This window comes from Pseudomonas corrugata, from assembly GCF_001269905.1.
GTDB lineage: Bacteria > Pseudomonadota > Gammaproteobacteria > Pseudomonadales > Pseudomonadaceae > Aquipseudomonas > Aquipseudomonas corrugata.
Window position 1 is genome coordinate 302,072 of sequence record NZ_LHVK01000003.1, and the last position, 17,219, is coordinate 319,290.

The 17,219-nt window shown below is 59.9% G+C and carries 14 protein-coding genes and 1 pseudogene; 7 read left to right on the forward strand and 8 right to left on the reverse strand.

From position 1 onward, the window contains the following. Positions 1 to 217 precede the first annotated feature (217 nt). The gene (locus AD665_RS01655; RefSeq protein ID WP_024780563.1) at positions 218 to 478 is read left to right on the forward strand and encodes an accessory factor UbiK family protein; all 261 of its coding nucleotides are present in this window, start codon (positions 218 to 220) and stop codon (positions 476 to 478) included. A 20-nt stretch (positions 479 to 498) separates the two neighbouring features. On the opposite strand, the gene AD665_RS27740 is transcribed toward AD665_RS01655, so the two are convergent. Then, complete coding sequence (locus tag AD665_RS27740; RefSeq protein ID WP_231995009.1) at positions 499 to 1,197, reverse strand: sensor histidine kinase; 699 nt, start codon at positions 1,195 to 1,197, stop codon at positions 499 to 501. 24 nt (positions 1,198 to 1,221) lie between these two features. Continuing rightward, the gene (locus tag AD665_RS27745; protein ID WP_231995008.1) at positions 1,222 to 1,776 is read right to left on the reverse strand and encodes a hypothetical protein; all 555 of its coding nucleotides are present in this window, start codon (positions 1,774 to 1,776) and stop codon (positions 1,222 to 1,224) included. 200 nt (positions 1,777 to 1,976) lie between these two features. Between AD665_RS27745 and AD665_RS01665 the strand changes: the two genes are divergently transcribed. Beyond that, entirely contained in the window at positions 1,977 to 2,243 is a 267-nt protein-coding gene (locus AD665_RS01665; protein WP_024780565.1) for a bacteriocin immunity protein, read from the forward strand. 294 nt (positions 2,244 to 2,537) lie between these two features. Further along, entirely contained in the window at positions 2,538 to 4,031 is a 1,494-nt protein-coding gene (locus AD665_RS01670; protein ID WP_024780566.1) for a YifB family Mg chelatase-like AAA ATPase, read from the forward strand. Between the two features lie 6 nt (positions 4,032 to 4,037). Here AD665_RS01670 and AD665_RS01675 read toward each other — a convergent pair whose 3' ends face one another. From AD665_RS01675 to AD665_RS01690, 4 genes and pseudogenes are all read right to left on the reverse strand, one after another. Next, positions 4,038 to 5,252, reverse strand: a complete 1,215-nt coding sequence (locus tag AD665_RS01675) for an aldose 1-epimerase family protein (RefSeq protein WP_053190619.1) — start codon at positions 5,250 to 5,252, stop codon at positions 4,038 to 4,040. Between the two features lie 313 nt (positions 5,253 to 5,565). Beyond that, a complete protein-coding gene (locus AD665_RS28065; RefSeq protein ID WP_392396980.1) occupies positions 5,566 to 6,426 on the reverse strand; it encodes a methyl-accepting chemotaxis protein in 861 nt (286 codons plus the stop codon). 42 nt (positions 6,427 to 6,468) lie between these two features. Next, positions 6,469 to 7,542 (reverse strand): annotated as a pseudogene (locus AD665_RS28070) (Cache 3/Cache 2 fusion domain-containing protein); the annotation flags it as partial. A 185-nt stretch (positions 7,543 to 7,727) separates the two neighbouring features. Then, positions 7,728 to 8,648 carry a LysR substrate-binding domain-containing protein gene (locus tag AD665_RS01690; RefSeq protein ID WP_024780569.1) on the reverse strand — a complete coding sequence of 307 codons (921 nt, stop codon included), beginning with the start codon at positions 8,646 to 8,648 and terminating at the stop codon, positions 7,728 to 7,730. Between the two features lie 204 nt (positions 8,649 to 8,852). On the opposite strand from AD665_RS01690, the gene AD665_RS01695 reads away from it, so the two are divergent. Further along, a complete protein-coding gene (locus tag AD665_RS01695) occupies positions 8,853 to 10,253 on the forward strand; it encodes a NorM family multidrug efflux MATE transporter (protein WP_053190623.1) in 1,401 nt (466 codons plus the stop codon). Positions 10,254 to 10,378: 125 nt separating this feature from the next. Here AD665_RS01695 and AD665_RS01700 read toward each other — a convergent pair whose 3' ends face one another. After that, a complete protein-coding gene (locus AD665_RS01700) occupies positions 10,379 to 12,049 on the reverse strand; it encodes a putative bifunctional diguanylate cyclase/phosphodiesterase (RefSeq protein ID WP_053190625.1) in 1,671 nt (556 codons plus the stop codon). Between the two features lie 255 nt (positions 12,050 to 12,304). On the opposite strand from AD665_RS01700, the gene rep reads away from it, so the two are divergent. Continuing rightward, on the forward strand, positions 12,305 to 14,314 hold the full coding sequence (gene rep / locus AD665_RS01705) for a DNA helicase Rep (RefSeq protein WP_024780572.1): 2,010 nt from the start codon (positions 12,305 to 12,307) through the stop codon (positions 14,312 to 14,314). Positions 14,315 to 14,370: 56 nt separating this feature from the next. After that, positions 14,371 to 14,943, forward strand: coding sequence for a xanthine phosphoribosyltransferase (locus tag AD665_RS01710; RefSeq protein WP_024780573.1), 573 nt, complete (start codon positions 14,371 to 14,373; stop codon positions 14,941 to 14,943). 354 nt (positions 14,944 to 15,297) lie between these two features. Here the strand turns inward: AD665_RS01710 and AD665_RS01715 are convergent, their stop codons facing one another. Then, a complete protein-coding gene (locus AD665_RS01715) occupies positions 15,298 to 16,254 on the reverse strand; it encodes an IS110 family RNA-guided transposase (RefSeq protein WP_053190627.1) in 957 nt (318 codons plus the stop codon). Between the two features lie 521 nt (positions 16,255 to 16,775). On the opposite strand from AD665_RS01715, the gene AD665_RS01720 reads away from it, so the two are divergent. After that, positions 16,776 to 17,018 (forward strand): hypothetical protein, encoded by a 243-nt coding sequence (locus AD665_RS01720; RefSeq protein ID WP_053190629.1) that lies wholly within the window; start codon positions 16,776 to 16,778, stop codon positions 17,016 to 17,018. The last annotated feature ends 201 nt before the right edge of the window (positions 17,019 to 17,219 follow it).

Below are 17,219 nucleotides of genomic sequence, written 5' to 3' on the forward strand. Positions count from 1 at the left end.
GCCTCTAAGCAGAAACCTTGCCATCTGTGCCCAAGTCCCGTGTTTTCAAGGATTTACCTGCCGCATCAGCCTCCGCCACCTCAAGAACCGCAACGATACGCACAACAACAGTGCGGCACCGCTCGACCCTGTGCGCGAAAAACGTGCATCCAGCGCATGCGGATTGACTATAGACACTGCGTGATACACTGCCGCCATCGTTTCCAGGATTGCTGCCATGCTTGCCCCCAAAGACCTGCTAGACGCCCTCAGCGGCCACGCCTCCCGCCTCCTGAGCGGTGACACTCCGCTGCCCAAAAGCGAAATCGAAGGCCAGTTCAAGGCGCTGTTGCAAAGCGGCTTCAGCAAGCTGGACCTGGTGAGCCGGGAAGAATTCGACAGTCAGATGGTCGTGCTGGCCCGCACCCGGGCGCGCCTCGAAAGCCTGGAGGCGAAGGTGGCAGAGCTGGAGGCGCGGCTGGCTCCAGCGGAGGAGTAAACAGCCGCGACAAGACCTGCTTACCCACCCGCTGCTTGCAGGGATTGCCCCTGATCAAGCGCTATCGGCAGCTCCAACGCAAACAAAGCTCCCTGCCCAGGCCCGGCACTCTGCACGGTCAGCTCGCCGCCCATTTCATGGGTCGCAAGGATGCAACTGTGCAGGCCGAAACCGTGGCCGTCGACCCGTGTCGTGAAACCGTGCTCGAACAGCCGGGGTAGATTGTCCATGGCGATACCCTCGCCGTTGTCCTCGACCTCGATTCGCACACGCTTGTCATCAATGGCTTTCAGGCGCAGGGTGATCCGCGACGGGCGATCCGTGACCGGATCAAGCGCCTGCTTGGCGTTGTTGATCAGGTTGATCAGTATCTGCAGCACCTTGTGCTTATCCAGCGCCATTGTCGGGACGTCATTGAGTTCCTTGACCAGTGTCACCTGATGACGGGCCAGGGACACATGACAGATGCGCACCACATCCTCGATCAACTCTCGCAACGAGCCTGCCTCCAGCACACTGGAATTACCGGCATATGACTGCTGGGTGGCAACGATTTCCTTGATATGGTCAATGCTCCTGGTCAACTGCGCCAACTCGTTGATCATGCTCTGCTGCTCGACGGCCAGCGACTCGGCCAGCTTGCCGAGATAGTCCGGCAACGCGCGACCTTTCGGATTGCTACTGAAGAAGTCGCCGAGATTATCGGAATGCTCCTTCATCAATTGAACGACCTTGGCGACCCCCTACCCTTTGGACGTATGCACTTTGTCATACAGGACCTGGGCCGACACATTGACGCTATTGAGTACGTTGCCCACGTTATGCAGCACATTCGTGGCGATTTCCGCCATGCCCGCCCGGCGTGCGGTGGTGACCAGTTCAGCCTGGGCCTCGCGCAACTCGTCGTTGACCCTGGCCATTTGCTGCGGGCTGGGAATCTTCAGGGCCGCAGGCACCAGCCGGATCAGCAGGACGGCGGTAATCACCGAAGCAATCGCGGTGATCACCTTAACCAGCGCCGACAGCCAGTAGTAGGGTTGCCAGATGGTCAGGATTTCCATCACATGGCTGGTCCCGCAGGCCAGGATGAAAACGCCGAAGGCCGCCAGCATCCAGTCGAAAGGCACGTCCTTGCGCTTGTGGATAAAGTAGATGAGCGTAAAGGGAATGGTGATGTAGGAGAACGTGATCAGCCCGTCCGCAATCACGTTGGTCCAGAGCAGATCCGGGCGCCACAGATAGCAATGCCCATGGGGCATGAAGCGGTTATCGGTCAACAACGCCAGCAGATCGTTCATGGCCGCGTCCTCCCTGTGCCATTGGATTGCCACAGATCGCAGTCTAGCAGGGGCCATGAGCATTTTTCGGCGGCAAGGTGAAGCCTGAAGTTCACTATGCACGTTCTTAAAAAACGATGCCCCGTTAACCTCGTTGCCAATATTTATAGGGTTACGGCAAACAACATGCTCCGCGACAGAAAATAGAGCTCTGAAAAAAAATGAAACTTAAGGACAATTTTGAAGAATACACCGAGACCGAGTTTCTAGAGATTCTCAATAAGATATGGACTACAGACGTGCCCACAGAGCAAGAGCATGACAAGCTCATCGAACACTTTGCAAAAGTCACGGAGCATCCTCAAGGTAATGAACTGATTTTTTATCCAGAGTCTGGTGTCGAGGATAGTCCGGAAGGAATTCTGAAGGTCGTCAAGGAATGGCGAGCAGCCAACGGCAAGACGGGATTTAAACAGTCCTGGCAGTGACAAACACTCAGCCATGGAACTATATGAGGCTGATCTAATTTTTCCTGAGGGGGCCCCTTACTCGGCAAGTGATGACGTGGTCGATGTGATGCATCGACCATCACTACCAAGAAAATACCAGCCCGATAGCCAATGGAAACGTGACACGCCAAGTGAACACAATCATGCGGGGCAAATTACCCGAAACATCCTGCCAATATTTCACTCCTCAGTTGCCACACCGGAGCACTTTCCCACGACTAACCTTCAAGCACCGCAGGATGCGGTCTTTATATCCCCTTCAAGGAATGATTCATGTCGCTCGCCATTGTCCATAGCCGCGCCCAGGTGGGGGTGGAGGCTCCCGCCGTTACCGTTGAGGTCCATCTTGCCAATGGCCTGCCGTCATTGACGATGGTCGGCTTGCCGGAGGCGGCGGTGAAGGAAAGCAAGGACCGGGTGCGCAGCGCGATCATCAATTCGGGGCTGAACTTCCCGGCGCGGCGCATTACCTTGAACCTCGCACCAGCGGATCTACCGAAGGACGGCGGGCGGTTCGACCTGGCCATTGCTCTGGGCATCCTTGCGGCCAGCGTGCAGGTGCCGACCCTGACGCTGGACGATGTGGAATGCCTCGGTGAGCTGGCGCTATCCGGCGCTGTGCGACCGGTGCGCGGGGTATTGCCCGCAGCGCTGGCCGCACGCAAGGCCGGACGCACGCTGGTGGTGCCGCGGGCGAATGCCGAGGAAGCCTGCCTGGCCTCGGGCCTGAGAGTCATCGCCGTGGATCATCTGCTTGAAGTAGTGGCGCATTTCAACGGCCACGCTCCGGTCGAGCCCTTCGTCTCGAACGGACTGCTCTCGGCCAGCAAGCCCTACCCCGACCTGAAGGAAGTTCAAGGCCAGGTCGGGGCCAAGCGTGCCTTGCTGATCGCTGCCGCCGGCGCGCACAACCTGCTATTCAGCGGACCACCGGGTACCGGCAAGACATTGCTGGCGAGTCGTTTGCCGGGACTGCTACCGCCACTGGCCGAGAGCGAGGCCCTGGAGGTCGCGGCGATCCAGTCGGTTGCCAGTTGCGTGCCCTTGAGCCACTGGCCGCAACGCCCTTTTCGCCAGCCCCATCATTCGGCATCTGGCCCGGCGCTGGTGGGCGGAGGATCCAAACCGCAGCCAGGCGAGATCACCCTGGCCCATCATGGTGTGTTGTTCCTGGATGAATTGCCGGAGTTCGACCGCAAGGTACTGGAAGTCCTGCGGGAGCCACTCGAATCGGGCCAGATCGTCGTCTCGCGCGCCCGCGACCGCGTGCGCTTTCCGGCGCGCTTCCAGCTGGTGGCGGCAATGAACCCCTGCCCCTGCGGATACCTGGGCGAGCCCAGCGGCCGTTGCTCCTGCACACCCGACATGGTGCAGCGCTACCGCAACAAGCTCTCAGGTCCCTTGTTGGACCGCATCGACCTGCACCTGACGGTCGCACGGGAAGCCACGGCGCTCAATCCCAGGTGCGAACCGGGTGAGGACACGGCCACCGTGGCCGAACAAGTGGCCGAAGCCCGCGAACGCCAGCAGATACGCCAGGGCTGTGCCAACGCTTTTCTGGATCTACCCGGCTTGCGCCGGCATTGCACGTTATCCACAGCCGATGAAACGTGGCTGGAAACCGCCTGCGAGCGACTGACCTTGTCGCTACGGGCTGCCCATCGCTTGCTCAAGGTCGCGCGGACACTGGCGGACCTCGAGCAGGCGGGCCGTATCAGCCGGGAGCACCTGGCTGAAGCCTTGCAGTATCGACCTGCTACGGCTTGAACCGTGTCACGGTTTGGTCAGGTCCACCAGCGGCGTGTTTCGTACCTCGGTCTTGCGATCACCCTGGATCTCATTGATGCGCTTGAGGGCTTTGTCCACGGCGCCCTTGTCCGCCAGCAGGCTGTAGTAGATCTGGAAGTGTTTTTGCTCTTTCGGCGCGATAGTGGGCACCAGTCCCAGTGGACGCTGATAGTGGCGGTTATAGGAAAAACTGGTGCCAGGCTCCAGCCCGGTCACGTACCCCTGCCCTTGGGTATCGGTGTTTTTCCACAGGGAGAACACGGGAAGCGTTCCTGTGTTGAAGCCCACCGATACACCGAGGCTACCGGCCTTGTTGTGGAGCACGGTGAGCGTGTCGCCCTTGGCGTCGGCGTAAGGCACGAGGTTATAGACGGTTTCGTCGTAATCCTTGGTGGGCGCCCGGTAGGTTTGCCAGTCAGCCAGATCGCCCTTGGCCTTGTCATTGAATGGCGAGACTTGCTTGACCGGTGCCGCGAAACGAGCCCCCTGCTCCAGGAATGGCGTGCTGAAGTTGCTGTGGTAGAGCGCCTGGTATTCCTTTGGATAGTCGCCGTTGTTGGTCAACGTGTCGTTGAGAGCGAAGGTCACGCTGCCAGGCTCGGTGACCAACTCGGTCTGCACCGAAAAATCGACTTTCTTGAAAGCCTGCTCTTTCAACTCGCCCCTCAGGGTAATGGCGTAAGGCGCTTTTTCGTCGATGTGCAAGGTGACCTTGTTGGCCGGGATATTGGCCGCACGACCGTGCAGCGTCAGCAGTTCACCATTGTCCATGCCAGGGTGACCTACCCACTCGTAACCACAACGGGTGACCAGCTCGTTGAAACCTTCGAGCCATCCCAACCCACCGCGCCCGTTGAGTTCGATGAAAGCCGGATTGACCACTTCCTTGACCGGCGAATCCCAACCCATCCGCGCATTCCCGACCGACGCCTGCAGTACGTTCATGCCCCGGGTCGGAACGACCGAAAGCTTCATGGTGCCGTTGTCGATGTCGACGATGCTGACGCCTTCCTGGCGACCGCCGTGCAGGGTGCGCATCGTCACGGAAAAGGGTTTGTCGGTCTTCACACCGAGCTGCTGGCTGGTGATCTGCCAGGGCTGAGCGGCTTTATCAGTGTCAAGAAGCACATAGTCCCAGGCCATGGCATGGGAGGCAGCGCCCAGGGCGCCAAGGGTAACGAGGAGTTTGAACGGAGTCATGGACTTGGCCTTTTATTGGAGTTGTGCGGTTTTTATAGACTTGAAGAAACGTTTCAGCAAGCTTAAAAACGGCAATAACTCTAAAAAAAAGCAGACCGGAGAGATTAGCGACACAAAGTGTGTGGGAGCCGAGATTGCTCGCGATGGCATTGGATCGGGCGATATCTCTGTCGCCTGACATGATGCTATCGCGAGCAAGCTCGGCTCCCACAGTGGCCGGGGGCAATTAGATATTGACGGTTGAAAGCCATCGCGAGCAGGCTCGCTCCCATAATGATCTGGGATGAGCTTGCTGGCTGCGGTTATAGGGGACTCAGCGGAACCGATCGACTTCATGGCGCAGGTCCTGCGCCAATTTTTCCAGTTCCTTGGCAGTGACCGCCAGGTTCGAGACCACTTCGCGCTGCTCGCTGTTGGCCATGGCGATACTCTGCAGGTTGCTGCTGAGCAGGGTTGCCGTGCTGCTTTGTTCTTGGGTAGCGGTGGTGATCGCCGCGAACTGCTGGCCGGCCGAACGGCTTTGCTCGTCGATGCGTGCCAGGGCCGAGGCCACGTTGGCGTTGCGCGACAGACCTTCCTGCATCAACAGGTTGCCCTGTTCCATCGTGCTGATGGCATTGCCGGTTTCCTGCTGGATGCTGGTGATCATGCTGGAAATCTCGTCAGTGGCCTGACGGGTACGGGAGGCCAGACTACGGACCTCATCCGCCACCACGGCGAAACCACGCCCCTGCTCGCCTGCACGGGCGGCTTCGATGGCGGCGTTCAGGGCCAGCAGGTTGGTCTGCTCGGCGATGGAGGTGATCACGCCGACGATCCCGCCGATTTCCTGGGAACGCTGGCCCAAGGTGTTGATGACCGTAGCGGTGCTGTTCAATGCCCCGGCAATCTGCTCCAGGGACGAAGACGCTTCATCCATCGATGTCCGACCGATCCGCGTTTGCTGGGCGTTATCCTGAGCCAGGCGCTCGGTATTGCCCATGTTATCGGCAATGTTCAACGAAGTGGCGCTGAACTCTTCCACCGCGCCGGCCATGCTGGTGATTTCCCCGGATTGCTGCTCCATTCCTTCGTAGGCGCCGCTGGACAATCCCGATAGGGCCTGGGCACGGCTGCTGACCTCCTGGGAAGCCTTGCGGATGTGCTCGACCATGGTCGACAGCGCCTGGCTCATCTGGTTGAAAGCACGGGACAGTTGGCCGATTTCATCATGGCTCGACACGTTCAGGCGCACGCTCAGGTCGCCGGCGCCCAGCGCTTCGGCTTGGCGCACCAGATCACCCAGGGGTGCCAGCTTGCTGCGCAGCAGCCACATCGCCGCACCGACCGCCAACAACATTGCCAGCAAGCTGCCAATGGCCAGCTGCGTACCAACGCTCCAGGTCACCTCGCGAATCTCGGCCTTCGGCATGCTCGCCACCACCGCCCACGGTCCACCCTCGAACGGTACGGCGACGCTGTAGAAATCTTCCGCGGTGTCGCTCCAGAACGCGCCCTTACCCGGCTCCTTCACCAGGCTGACGACTGTAGTGACAGCAGCATCCAGCGCCTGAACGCCGGCCGGCGGTACCAGCCATTTGTTTTGCTCATCCAGCAGCGCCAGCGAGCCGGTCTTGCCAATACGGAAACGCTTGAGATTTTCGAACTGCGCATTTTGCGCGTCGGTGTAGTCGAAACCGACATACAGCGCAGCGATGATCTTGCCACTGCTGTCCTGCACCGGGCTGTACTGGGTCATGTAGTAGCGGCCAAAGAGCAAGACGCGGCCAATATAGCTCTGCCCACTCGTCAAGCGGGCGTAAGCCGGGCTGGCATGGTCAAGCAGGGTACCAATGGCCCGCGAACCGTCCTGCTTGGCCACCGACGTACTGACGCGGATGAAATCGTCGCCGCTGCGCACGAATACCGTGGCAGTCCCGGCAGTCATTTGCTTGAACTCGTCAACTTCCTTGAAGTTGTTATTCAGTACCTCGCTGCCCAGGCTCAGGCTCGGGGTCTGCACGCCTGCCACCGTAACCGGCTGATCCGGATGCACTTGCAGGCCCGCGCTGAAGCGCTTCTCGAACAGGCCAGCCAAGCGCTGTGTGCTCTCACGCAAGGTGCCATGGAAGGTATTGAGCTGATCGGCCATCAGGCGTGCTTCGCTGGCCAGATGCTCTTCACGAGTGGCGAGGTTGGCGGCGTCCAGCGATCGCAAGGCGAAGACGGTACTGCCGGAGATCACGATCGCCAGTATCACGGCAAGGGCAAGGCCTAGCTGTGAGGCGATCCGGGCACGGGGTTGAGACATGACGGCTCCTGGCCGAGACACCGGATCATTCTGATCACGTCGCACGCTCGGCGTTTATTCAAGGTAGGTATGTATTTACCCTTTCTGAACGAGGGTTCCATGTTCACGGGTTCGGCAGCCAAGCCGAATACTTGAGCGGTTTGCAGGGAATAATATCAGGCCGCCATTACGCTTACTGCAACGTTTCAGCCAAGACGCTCCACCGCGGGCAGTTGCATGGCACTGACTTCGCCCTGGAGGAAGTCACTGAGCCGACGCAAACGCTCACCTCCCGGACGGGTTTTCGGCCAGACCAGATAATAGTGCTCGCCACTGGCGACTGCCGTCGGCCACGGCAGGCTCAAACGCCCTTGGGCCACGTCTTCGGCCACCATCAACAGGTCGCCCATGGAAACACCGTAACCGCGTGCCGCGGCAATCATGCCCAGCTCCAGCGTATCGAACACCTGCCCGCCCTTGAGCGAGACCTTGTCGGACAAGCCCATACGCTCCAGCCAACTGCGCCAGTCGCGACGGTCCGGAGTGGGATGGAGCAGTTCGGCGTTGGCCAGCCGCTGCACATCCCACGGTTGATCGTTCAACAGGTTCGGCGCGCCCACCGGGATCAGTTCCTCGGGGAACAGGAAACTGGCTTCCCAATCCGCTGGGAAATGTCCGTTGCCCAGCAGCACTGCGCAATCGAAAGGTTCGGTATTGAAGTCCACCGAATCGACGTCCATCCAGGCGCTGGTCAGTTGCACCTCATTGCCCGGCTGCAAATGCCGGAAACGACTCAAGCGCGCCAGCAACCAACGCATGGTCAGGGTCGAGGGGGCCTTCATGCGCAGGATGCCGTCTTCACCAGACAGTGTATGGCAGGCCCGCTCCAGCGCCATGAACCCATCGCGTATGCCTGGCAGCAGCAATCGCGCCGCTTCAGTCAATTGCAGATTGCGACCGCTGCGCTGAAACAGCCGGCAGGCGAAATGCTCCTCAAGCGTGCGGATGTGGCGGCTGACCGCACTCTGGGTAATCGACAACTCTTCTGCGGCCCGGGTGAACGAGCTGTAGCGCGCCGCCGCTTCGAATGCCCGCAACGCATAAAGAGGTGGAAGACGACGCGACATCGGGAAACGCTCCAGTGACGGGGTTCACGCAACCTAGGGGCCTGTGCGGCTAACTCATGCACTCAAATTAACCGTACAGGCCACTAGCGGAAAGAACTCATGCATGAGTTTTAATCATATCAGCCATCGTTTTTATCCTTTTGTGCAAAGCATCGCAAGCGCCGAGAATCGACGGTTTACAGCCTCGTTTGAACAGGGAGCGTGATGATCATGCAGCATCCCGTGCGTACCGAACTCCGGGCCATCCTGCGGCTGGCGGGGCCGTTGATTGCCTCGCAGTTGGCGCACATGTTGATGGTCCTGACCGACACCTTGATGATGGCGCGCCTGAGCCCCGAAGCCCTGGCCGGCGGTGGACTGGGGGCGGCGAGTTATTCGTTCGTGTCGATTTTCTGCATCGGCGTAATCGCGGCGGTAGGCACGCTGGTCGCGATCCGTCACGGTGCTGGCGACATCGAGGGCGCCACCCGATTGACCCAGGCCGGATTGTGGCTGGCCTGGCTGATGGCCCTGGTCGCCGGGTTGCTGCTATGGAACCTCAAGCCGGTGCTACTGATGTTCGGCCAGACCGAAACCAACGTGATGTCCGCCGGACAGTTCCTGCTAGCACTACCGTTTGCTTTGCCCGGCTATCTGAGCTTCATGGCCCTGCGCGGTTTCACCAGCGCCATTGGCCGTGCCACGCCGGTCATGGTGATCAGCCTCGGCGGCACGGTGGCCAACTTCCTGCTCAATTACGCGCTCATCACCGGTATGTTCGGGCTGCCGAAACTGGGCTTGATGGGCATCGGCCTGGTTACTGCCATCGTTGCCAGTTGCATGGCCCTGGCGCTGGCCTGGCATATCCACCGGCATCCGGCATACCGCGAGTACCCACTGCTTGAGGGGCTGTTCCGGCCGAATCGCCAGTACCTCAAGGAGCTGTGGCGCCTGGGCCTGCCGATTGGCGGCACCTATGCCGTGGAAGTCGGGCTGTTCGCATTCGCCGCGCTGTGCATGGGCACCATGGGCAGCACGCCGTTGGCGGCCCATCAGATCGCCCTGCAGATCGTTTCAGTGGCGTTCATGGTGCCGGCAGGCATCTCGTACGCCATCACGATGCGTATCGGCCAGCACTATGGCGCCGGCCACCTGCTGATGGCGCGAATGGCCGGACGGGTCGGCATAGGCTTCGGCGCGGCGGTGATGCTGACCTTCGCCATGGTGTTCTGGCTGTTGCCGAATCAGTTGATCGGATTGTTCCTTGACCACAACGACCCGGCGTTCCGTCCAGTGATCGACCTGGCGGTGAGCCTGCTGGCCGTGGCGGCGTGGTTCGAACTGTTCGACGGCACGCAGACCATCGCCATGGGCTGCATTCGTGGGCTCAAGGACGCCAAGACCACGTTCCTGGTGGGCCTGGGTTGCTATTGGCTGATTGGCGCGCCGGCGGCCTGGTGGATGGCGTTTCACCTGAGCTGGGGAGCGACCGGCGTCTGGTGGGGGCTGGCCCTGGGGCTGGCCTGCGCGGCGGTGAGCCTGACGTTGGCGTTCGAAGGGAAGATGAAGCGGATGATCAGGGGCGAGCCGGGACAACAGGGTTTCGAGATCGTCCAGACTGAATGAACAACCCGTGTGGGAGCCAGCCTGCTCGCGATGGCGGTCGATCAGTCAAGATCGAGGTATCAGACACACCGCTATCGCCAGCAGGCTCGCTCCCACCGGGGATTGTGTCAGCCCGCGGGGTGGGGTCAGCCCACCACGTCCCGCGTTGCCTGATGACCATCGAACGTCAGGTATTCCACCAGCTCAGGCAGCGGCAACGGTTTGCTGATCAGGAAGCCCTGCACCTGATCGCAACCGAAACCGCGCAACAGGTCCAGTTGCTCTCGGGTTTCAACACCTTCGGCCACCACCTCCAGGTTGAGGTTGTGGGCCAGGTTGATCATCGCGTGCACCAGCTTGCGGTTCTCTTCGCGTTGCTCCATGCCGCCGACGAAGCTCTTGTCGATCTTCAGCAGGGCGATGGGAAGGCTGTTGAGGTGCACGAACGAGGAAAATCCAGTGCCGAAATCGTCCAGGGAGAAACGCACCCCCAACCGGCCGAGGGCATCCATCGTCTGCTTGACCAATTCGCTGCGACGCATGACCGCGGTTTCGGTGAGTTCGAACTCCAGCCATTGGGCTTCGACGCCCCGCTCGCTGATCAACCGACTCAGGGTCGACAGCAACTGGCTGTCCTGGAACTGCCGGAACGACAGGTTTACCGCCATATGCAGCGGCGCCAGCCCGCGCTCGCGCAGGGCCTGCATATCCCGCAGCGCGCGGGAAATCACCCAGTAGCCCAGCGGAACGATCAGGCCGCTCTGTTCGGCCAGCGGCACGAATTCACTCGGTGGCAGCAGCCCACGCTCGCCGTGGCGCCAACGCACCAGAGCCTCGAGGCCGACGATATGGCCGCTCTCGAGGTCCAGCCGGGGCTGGTAGTGCAACTCCAGTTCGTCACGACGCAGCGCCCGGCGTAATTCGCTTTCCAGGTCGGCGAGGCTGCGAGCGTTGCGGTTGATACGCTCGTTGAAGACATGAAAGGTGCAGCCTTGGGTGCTCTTGGCCTGTTGCATGGCGATGTGGGCGTGCCACATCAGCGGATCTGCACCCGCCTGCGCCCGAGCGTGGGCAATGCCCAGGCTGCAGCCGATCAGCAGGCTTTCGCCGTCTACCCAGTAAGGTTCGGCCATGGCTTGCGTGATGCGCTCGGCCATCCATTCGGCCCGCTGAGGGGCCCGGCGGGTATCGATCAACAAGGCGAACTCGTCGCTGCCCAGCCGCGCCAGTTGATCGCCGGCTTCGAGCGCACCCTTGAGGCGCGATACCACCTGCAGGATCAAGCGATCACCGGCCTGATGCCCGAGGGCGTCGTTGGCGTGACGGAAGTTGTCCAGATCCAGATGGCCGAGAGCCAGGCCACGGCCATCGCTTTCGGCCAGGCGTGCCGCCAGAAGAGTCTGGAACCCCTGGCGGTTCGCAATGCCGGTCAATGGGTCCTGTTCGGCGAGACGCTGCAAGGTGTTTTCCAGGACGCCGCGCTCACGTACATGGCGCAGGCAACGGCGCAGGGTCGCGCTGTCGAGCAGGTCACGCACCAGCCAGTCGCTGGCGCCATCGGGTAGCGTCGCAGGCTCGTGTTCAAGCAGCAGGACGGTTGGCAGATGGCAGCGGCCGGGCGCCGGCTGCAAGGCCGCGACCGTCAACAGAACCGCATTGCGGTTGTCTTCGAACAGGCTGCTGACCGACTCCCAGTTCGGGGCAGTGATCAATACGACCGAGCCCGCCATGGGCGCCAGGCACTCGCGTAATATCGCTGACCACTCAGGCTCTTCGGCCAATAACAGCAAACGCAAGGGTTCGACAGGCGTGGACAAGCTGACTCCGTAGACTCTGCAAGGGGGTAGGCGCTGGGCATTATGACTTGCCGACCGACAATGACCAGTGCCAATAGTTCTCAAAAACGGGCTTTCGGCGATTTTTTTCCATTCCAGGCCGAACATCAGCGCCAATCCACTCAAAATCCCGGCATCAAGGCCGCGAAACGCGCCTGATGTCGGACAGAGCAGCACAATTCTCTGAGCCTGTTAAAATGCCGGCCCATTTTTCGCAAACGACTCCCAGACCCAGTCATGTCCCGACTCAACCCCCGGCAGCAAGAAGCCGTGAACTATGTCGGCGGCCCTCTTTTGGTGCTCGCCGGTGCTGGCTCCGGCAAGACCAGTGTGATCACCCGCAAGATCGCGCACCTGATCCAGAACTGTGGCATCCGCGCCCAGTACATCGTCGCCATGACCTTTACCAACAAAGCCGCCCGGGAAATGAAAGAACGGGTCGGCGGCCTGCTGCGCGCCGGCGAAGGCCGTGGTCTGACGGTCTGCACCTTCCACAACCTGGGCCTGAACATCATCCGCAAGGAACACGTGCGACTGGGCTACAAGCCGGGCTTCTCGATTTTTGACGAGACCGACGTCAAGGCCCTGATGACCGACATCATGCAGAAGGAGTACGCGGGCGACGACGGCGTCGACGAGATCAAGAACATGATCGGTGCCTGGAAAAACGACCTGGTGCTGCCCGCCGAAGCCCTGGAAAACGCCCGCAATCCCAAGGAACAGACCGCCGCCATCGTCTACACCCATTACCAGCGCACGCTCAAAGCGTTCAATGCGGTGGACTTCGACGACCTGATCCTGTTGCCGGTCAAGCTGTTCCAGGAACACGCCGACATCCTCGAGAAATGGCAGAACAAGGTTCGCTACCTGCTGGTGGACGAATACCAGGACACCAACGCCAGCCAATACCTGCTGGTGAAACTGCTCATCGGCAAGCGCAACCAGTTCACCGTGGTCGGCGACGACGACCAGTCGATCTACGCCTGGCGTGGCGCGCGACCGGAAAACCTGATGCTGCTCAAGGAAGACTACCCGTCACTCAAAGTGGTGATGCTGGAGCAGAACTACCGCTCTACCAGCCGCATCCTGCGCTGTGCCAACGTGCTGATTTCCAACAACCCCCACGAGTTCGAAAAGCAGCTCTGGAGCGAGATGGGCCACGGCGACGAGATCCGCGTGATCCGCTGCCGCAACGAAGACGCCGAAGCGGAGCGCGTGGCCATGGAAATCCTCAGCCTGCACCTGCGCACCGACCGGCCATACAGCGATTTTGCGATCCTGTACCGCGGCAACTACCAGGCCAAGCTGATCGAGTTGAAATTGCAGCATCACCAGGTCCCCTATCGTCTGTCAGGGGGTAACAGCTTCTTCGGCCGTCAGGAAGTGAAGGACCTGATGGCCTATTTCCGCCTGATCGTGAACCCGGACGACGACAACGCGTTCCTGCGGGTGATCAACGTTCCACGCCGGGAAATCGGCTCGACCACGCTGGAAAAACTCGGCAACTACGCCACCGAGCGCAAAATCTCGATGTACGCTGCCACCGACGAAATCGGCCTGGGCGAACACCTGGACAGCCGTTTCACCGACCGCCTGGCGCGCTTCAAGCGCTTCATGGACCGCGTCCGCGAGCAGTGCGCCGGGGAAGATCCGATCGCGGCCCTGCGCAGCATGGTCATGGACATCGACTACGAGAACTGGCTGCGCACCAACAGCTCCAGCGACAAGGCCGCCGACTACCGCATGGGCAACGTCTGGTTCCTGATCGAAGCCTTGAAGAACACCCTGGAAAAAGACGAAGACGGTGAAATGACCGTCGAGGACGCTATCGGCAAACTCGTACTGCGGGACATGCTCGAGCGTCAGCAAGAAGAGGAAGACGGTGCCGAAGGCGTGCAGATGATGACGCTGCACGCGTCCAAGGGTCTGGAATTCCCTTACGTGTTCATCATGGGCATGGAAGAGGAAATCCTGCCGCACCGTTCCAGCATCGAGGCCGACACCATCGAAGAAGAACGGCGCCTGGCCTATGTAGGTATTACCCGGGCCCGCCAGACGCTGGCCTTCACCTTCGCCGCAAAGCGCAAGCAATACGGTGAAGTGATCGACTGCGCGCCGAGTCGCTTTCTCGATGAGCTGCCGCCGGACGACTTGGCCTGGGAAGGCAACGACGACACCCCGACTGAAGTAAAAGCCGTTCGCGGCAACAGCGCTTTGGCCGATATACGAGCGATGCTAAAGCGCTAGAATCGACTACTTTTTCCCGCCTTCAGAGCCCTTGAGGCGTTATCAGAGGAGGCTTCATGGAAGCCCTGCATCAGAAAATCCGCGAGCAAGGCATCGTCCTTTCCGACCAGGTCCTGAAAGTCGACGCGTTCCTGAACCACCAGATCGATCCGCAGTTGATGAAACAGATCGGCGACGAGTTCGCCGCGCTGTTCAAGGACTCGGGCATCACCAAGATCGTCACCATCGAAGCCTCAGGCATTGCCCCGGCCATCATGACCGGCCTGAACCTTGGCGTGCCGGTGATTTTCGCCCGTAAGCAGCAATCCCTGACCCTGACGGAAAACCTGCTGTCGGCGACCGTGTATTCGTTCACCAAGAAGACCGAGAGCACCGTAGCCATCAGCCCTCGTCACCTGACCAGCAGTGATCGGGTACTGATCATCGATGACTTCCTGGCCAACGGCAAAGCCTCCCAGGCGCTGATTTCCATCATCAAACAGGCCGGCGCCACCGTGGCCGGGCTGGGGATCGTGATCGAGAAGTCGTTCCAGGGTGGCCGCTCGGAACTCGATGCCCAGGGCTATCGTGTCGAGTCCCTGGCGCGGGTGAAATCCCTGGCCGGTGGGGTAGTGACCTTCATCGACTGACCGCACAGATCCCCCTTGTGTGCGAGCCTGCTCGCGATGAGGCCTGCACATCCAACATCAGTGTTGGCAGGTAGTTCGTCATCGCGAGCAGGCTCGCTCCCACATCTATGGTTACCCCCTTTTCTGCAATACTGTCTTTGATGCGTGTTTGGCTTGCTTTCATCTATCCGGCGTCTGAGTGGGGAGTTGTGTCCCTGCGCCTCGATGAGAATTCGATGCCCGACGATCCTGATTAGTGTGACGGCCTTGCAGCCGTGTGGGAGCCCAGGGTTTTCGTCAGGCCGGTTAGCCGTTCATGTCATCTGTTATTCAGCATCGCAAAACCAGGTGGGTGGTGCTCGGGTAGCAGCAGGGTCAAGCGTTCATCGCGCTTGGCCCTGCATCGAATACCGTGTGGTTTGCCGCAATCGACCAGGCGATCCTCGCGAACTTGTTGGCCAGTGCGCAGACCACAAGATTGCGGTGACGGTGGCTGGCCAGGAGCTTGCGAGCCCAATCAGCCAGCTTCCCTTCCTGTCGATCCAGCCTGTTCACATACGTCTGGGCACACTGGACGAACAGGCGTCTCTGATTTCGATCGCCTCGTTTGCTGATGCCCAAAAGTACCGTCCGCCCGCCCGTTGAGTGTTGTTTGGGGACCAGCCCAATCGAGGCTGAGTAGTCTCGACCACATTTGAATTGCTTACCGTCGCCCACTTCGGCGGCCTGGCAATCGACCTCCTTGTCCAACACCTTGATACGCAGATTGAGGTAGAGGTAATGCTCGTACAAGTCCGCCACAAGTTTGCGGATGAGTCCGTGAAAGGAACTTGCTTCCAACAGGGCCGGTATGTCCTTGAGCGACTTATAGCCCGGGGTCAGGCTGATGCCGACTTCCAGAAACGCGGCATGAATCCGATTGACGGTCGCCGTGCGATCCTTGATGAGCGAGTCGCGGACCGAGTTGAGCATTGCCAGCGCCTGCTGAGTCTGGTTTTTAACGGGGACAAAACGCATCGTTGGACGACTGCCTGCTTCGCAGATCGCCTCGGCATCGGCAAAATCGTTTTTGTTGCTTTTCACATAGGGACGTACGAGATGAGGTGCTATCAGTTTGGGCGAATGGCCTAACTTGGCGACTTCTTGCGCCATGAAATGGGCCCCGCCACAAGCTTCCATCACGACGATGCACGGCTCGAGATTTGCTAGGTGCTGGAGGAGTTCCACTCGCTTAAATTTTTTGCGCAGAAGCGGATGCCCGTGATCATCTTGCTCATGTACGTGAAAGGTGAGCTTTCCAAGGTCGATGGCGACAATAGCTACTTTGTTCATGACGGCGGTCTCCGATAGATCCCCCTGTGAAAGCTTAGCGGGCGTTCACAGGGGGCGGCGGGGGTAGCCATCTCATTAGTATGGGTGCCCGAACATTGCTTTCATGAACCCGCGAAAACCTGTGGGAGCGAGCCTGCTCGCGATGGCGGCACCACAGACAACATCGTGCAAGCTGACCCACCGCAATCGCGAGCAAGCTTGGCTCCCACAAGGTTTCAATGTCCGAGTATTGGTCCGAACTGTCATTCCTGACAGTAGACGTTACCTGCTGTCCGCCGGCTAATACCTCTTCAATGGTTGTAGGCCACGCCCCTCTGCGGCGAGATTCGCGACGTCAGAGTATTGCCATGAACAAGCCATTGTTCTGTATGCCCCCGTACAGGGCAGTTTGATTTCACTCACTAGATGGATATACACCCTGTCAGGTCTGCCAGTAGACGGCGTGAAGACAGCCGCTCTAGATTTGCCTCGAGAGCCATAGAGGTCTCTCTGATAGTTTCCCTGACAGAAGAGGTGTTGTGATGGCCAAACAAGAGATCCGCCTGTTCAAAGAAGATATTGACGACGACAGCTCACCCGACGTTGTCGTGGAGTTCTATAAAGACGAGGCGCTACAGTTCGCGACTTTTATCTCCGCTTCAAAAGCGAATGGCGCCTACGATACCGTCAACGTCAAAACTGACACCGATGCTGATGGCGATATGGACGTGCAGGACGAAAATGCCCTGCTGGAACTGGCCAAGGCCTTTTCCGTGTTCGAGTAGCTATGAGGGATGTCTGGTCACGCCGCCCGATGCAGGTGTATTGCGGCTTCTAGCTCGATCCGAAGCTGACATCGATCCGCACCAGATGGTCATGGCACGCTTACCTGTGGGAGCCGGGCTTGCTCGCGATAGCGTCGGCCCCGTTGGCATCCGGGTTGACTGACCCACCGCCATCGCGAGCAGGCTCGCTCCCACAAGGGA

What these genes read in the sequence shown, in the direction of transcription:
- AD665_RS01670 (WP_024780566.1), top strand. Translation starts at nt 2,538, where the DNA reads ATGTCGCTCGCCATTGTCCATAGCCGCGCCCAGGTGGGGGTGGAGGCT.
- AD665_RS01720 (WP_053190629.1), top strand. Translation starts at nt 16,776, where the DNA reads ATGGCCAAACAAGAGATCCGCCTGTTCAAAGAAGATATTGACGACGAC.
- rep (WP_024780572.1), top strand. Translation starts at nt 12,305, where the DNA reads ATGTCCCGACTCAACCCCCGGCAGCAAGAAGCCGTGAACTATGTCGGC.
- AD665_RS01715 (WP_053190627.1), bottom strand. Translation starts at nt 16,254, where the DNA reads ATGAACAAAGTAGCTATTGTCGCCATCGACCTTGGAAAGCTCACCTTT.
- AD665_RS01710 (WP_024780573.1), top strand. Translation starts at nt 14,371, where the DNA reads ATGGAAGCCCTGCATCAGAAAATCCGCGAGCAAGGCATCGTCCTTTCC.
- AD665_RS28065 (WP_392396980.1), bottom strand. Translation starts at nt 6,426, where the DNA reads ATGAGCCAGGCGCTGTCGACCATGGTCGAGCACATCCGCAAGGCTTCC.
- AD665_RS01690 (WP_024780569.1), bottom strand. Translation starts at nt 8,648, where the DNA reads ATGTCGCGTCGTCTTCCACCTCTTTATGCGTTGCGGGCATTCGAAGCG.
- AD665_RS01675 (WP_053190619.1), bottom strand. Translation starts at nt 5,252, where the DNA reads ATGACTCCGTTCAAACTCCTCGTTACCCTTGGCGCCCTGGGCGCTGCC.
- AD665_RS27745 (WP_231995008.1), bottom strand. Translation starts at nt 1,776, where the DNA reads ATGAACGATCTGCTGGCGTTGTTGACCGATAACCGCTTCATGCCCCAT.
- AD665_RS01655 (WP_024780563.1), top strand. Translation starts at nt 218, where the DNA reads ATGCTTGCCCCCAAAGACCTGCTAGACGCCCTCAGCGGCCACGCCTCC.
- AD665_RS01665 (WP_024780565.1), top strand. Translation starts at nt 1,977, where the DNA reads ATGAAACTTAAGGACAATTTTGAAGAATACACCGAGACCGAGTTTCTA.
- AD665_RS01695 (WP_053190623.1), top strand. Translation starts at nt 8,853, where the DNA reads ATGATCATGCAGCATCCCGTGCGTACCGAACTCCGGGCCATCCTGCGG.
- AD665_RS27740 (WP_231995009.1), bottom strand. Translation starts at nt 1,197, where the DNA reads ATGAAGGAGCATTCCGATAATCTCGGCGACTTCTTCAGTAGCAATCCG.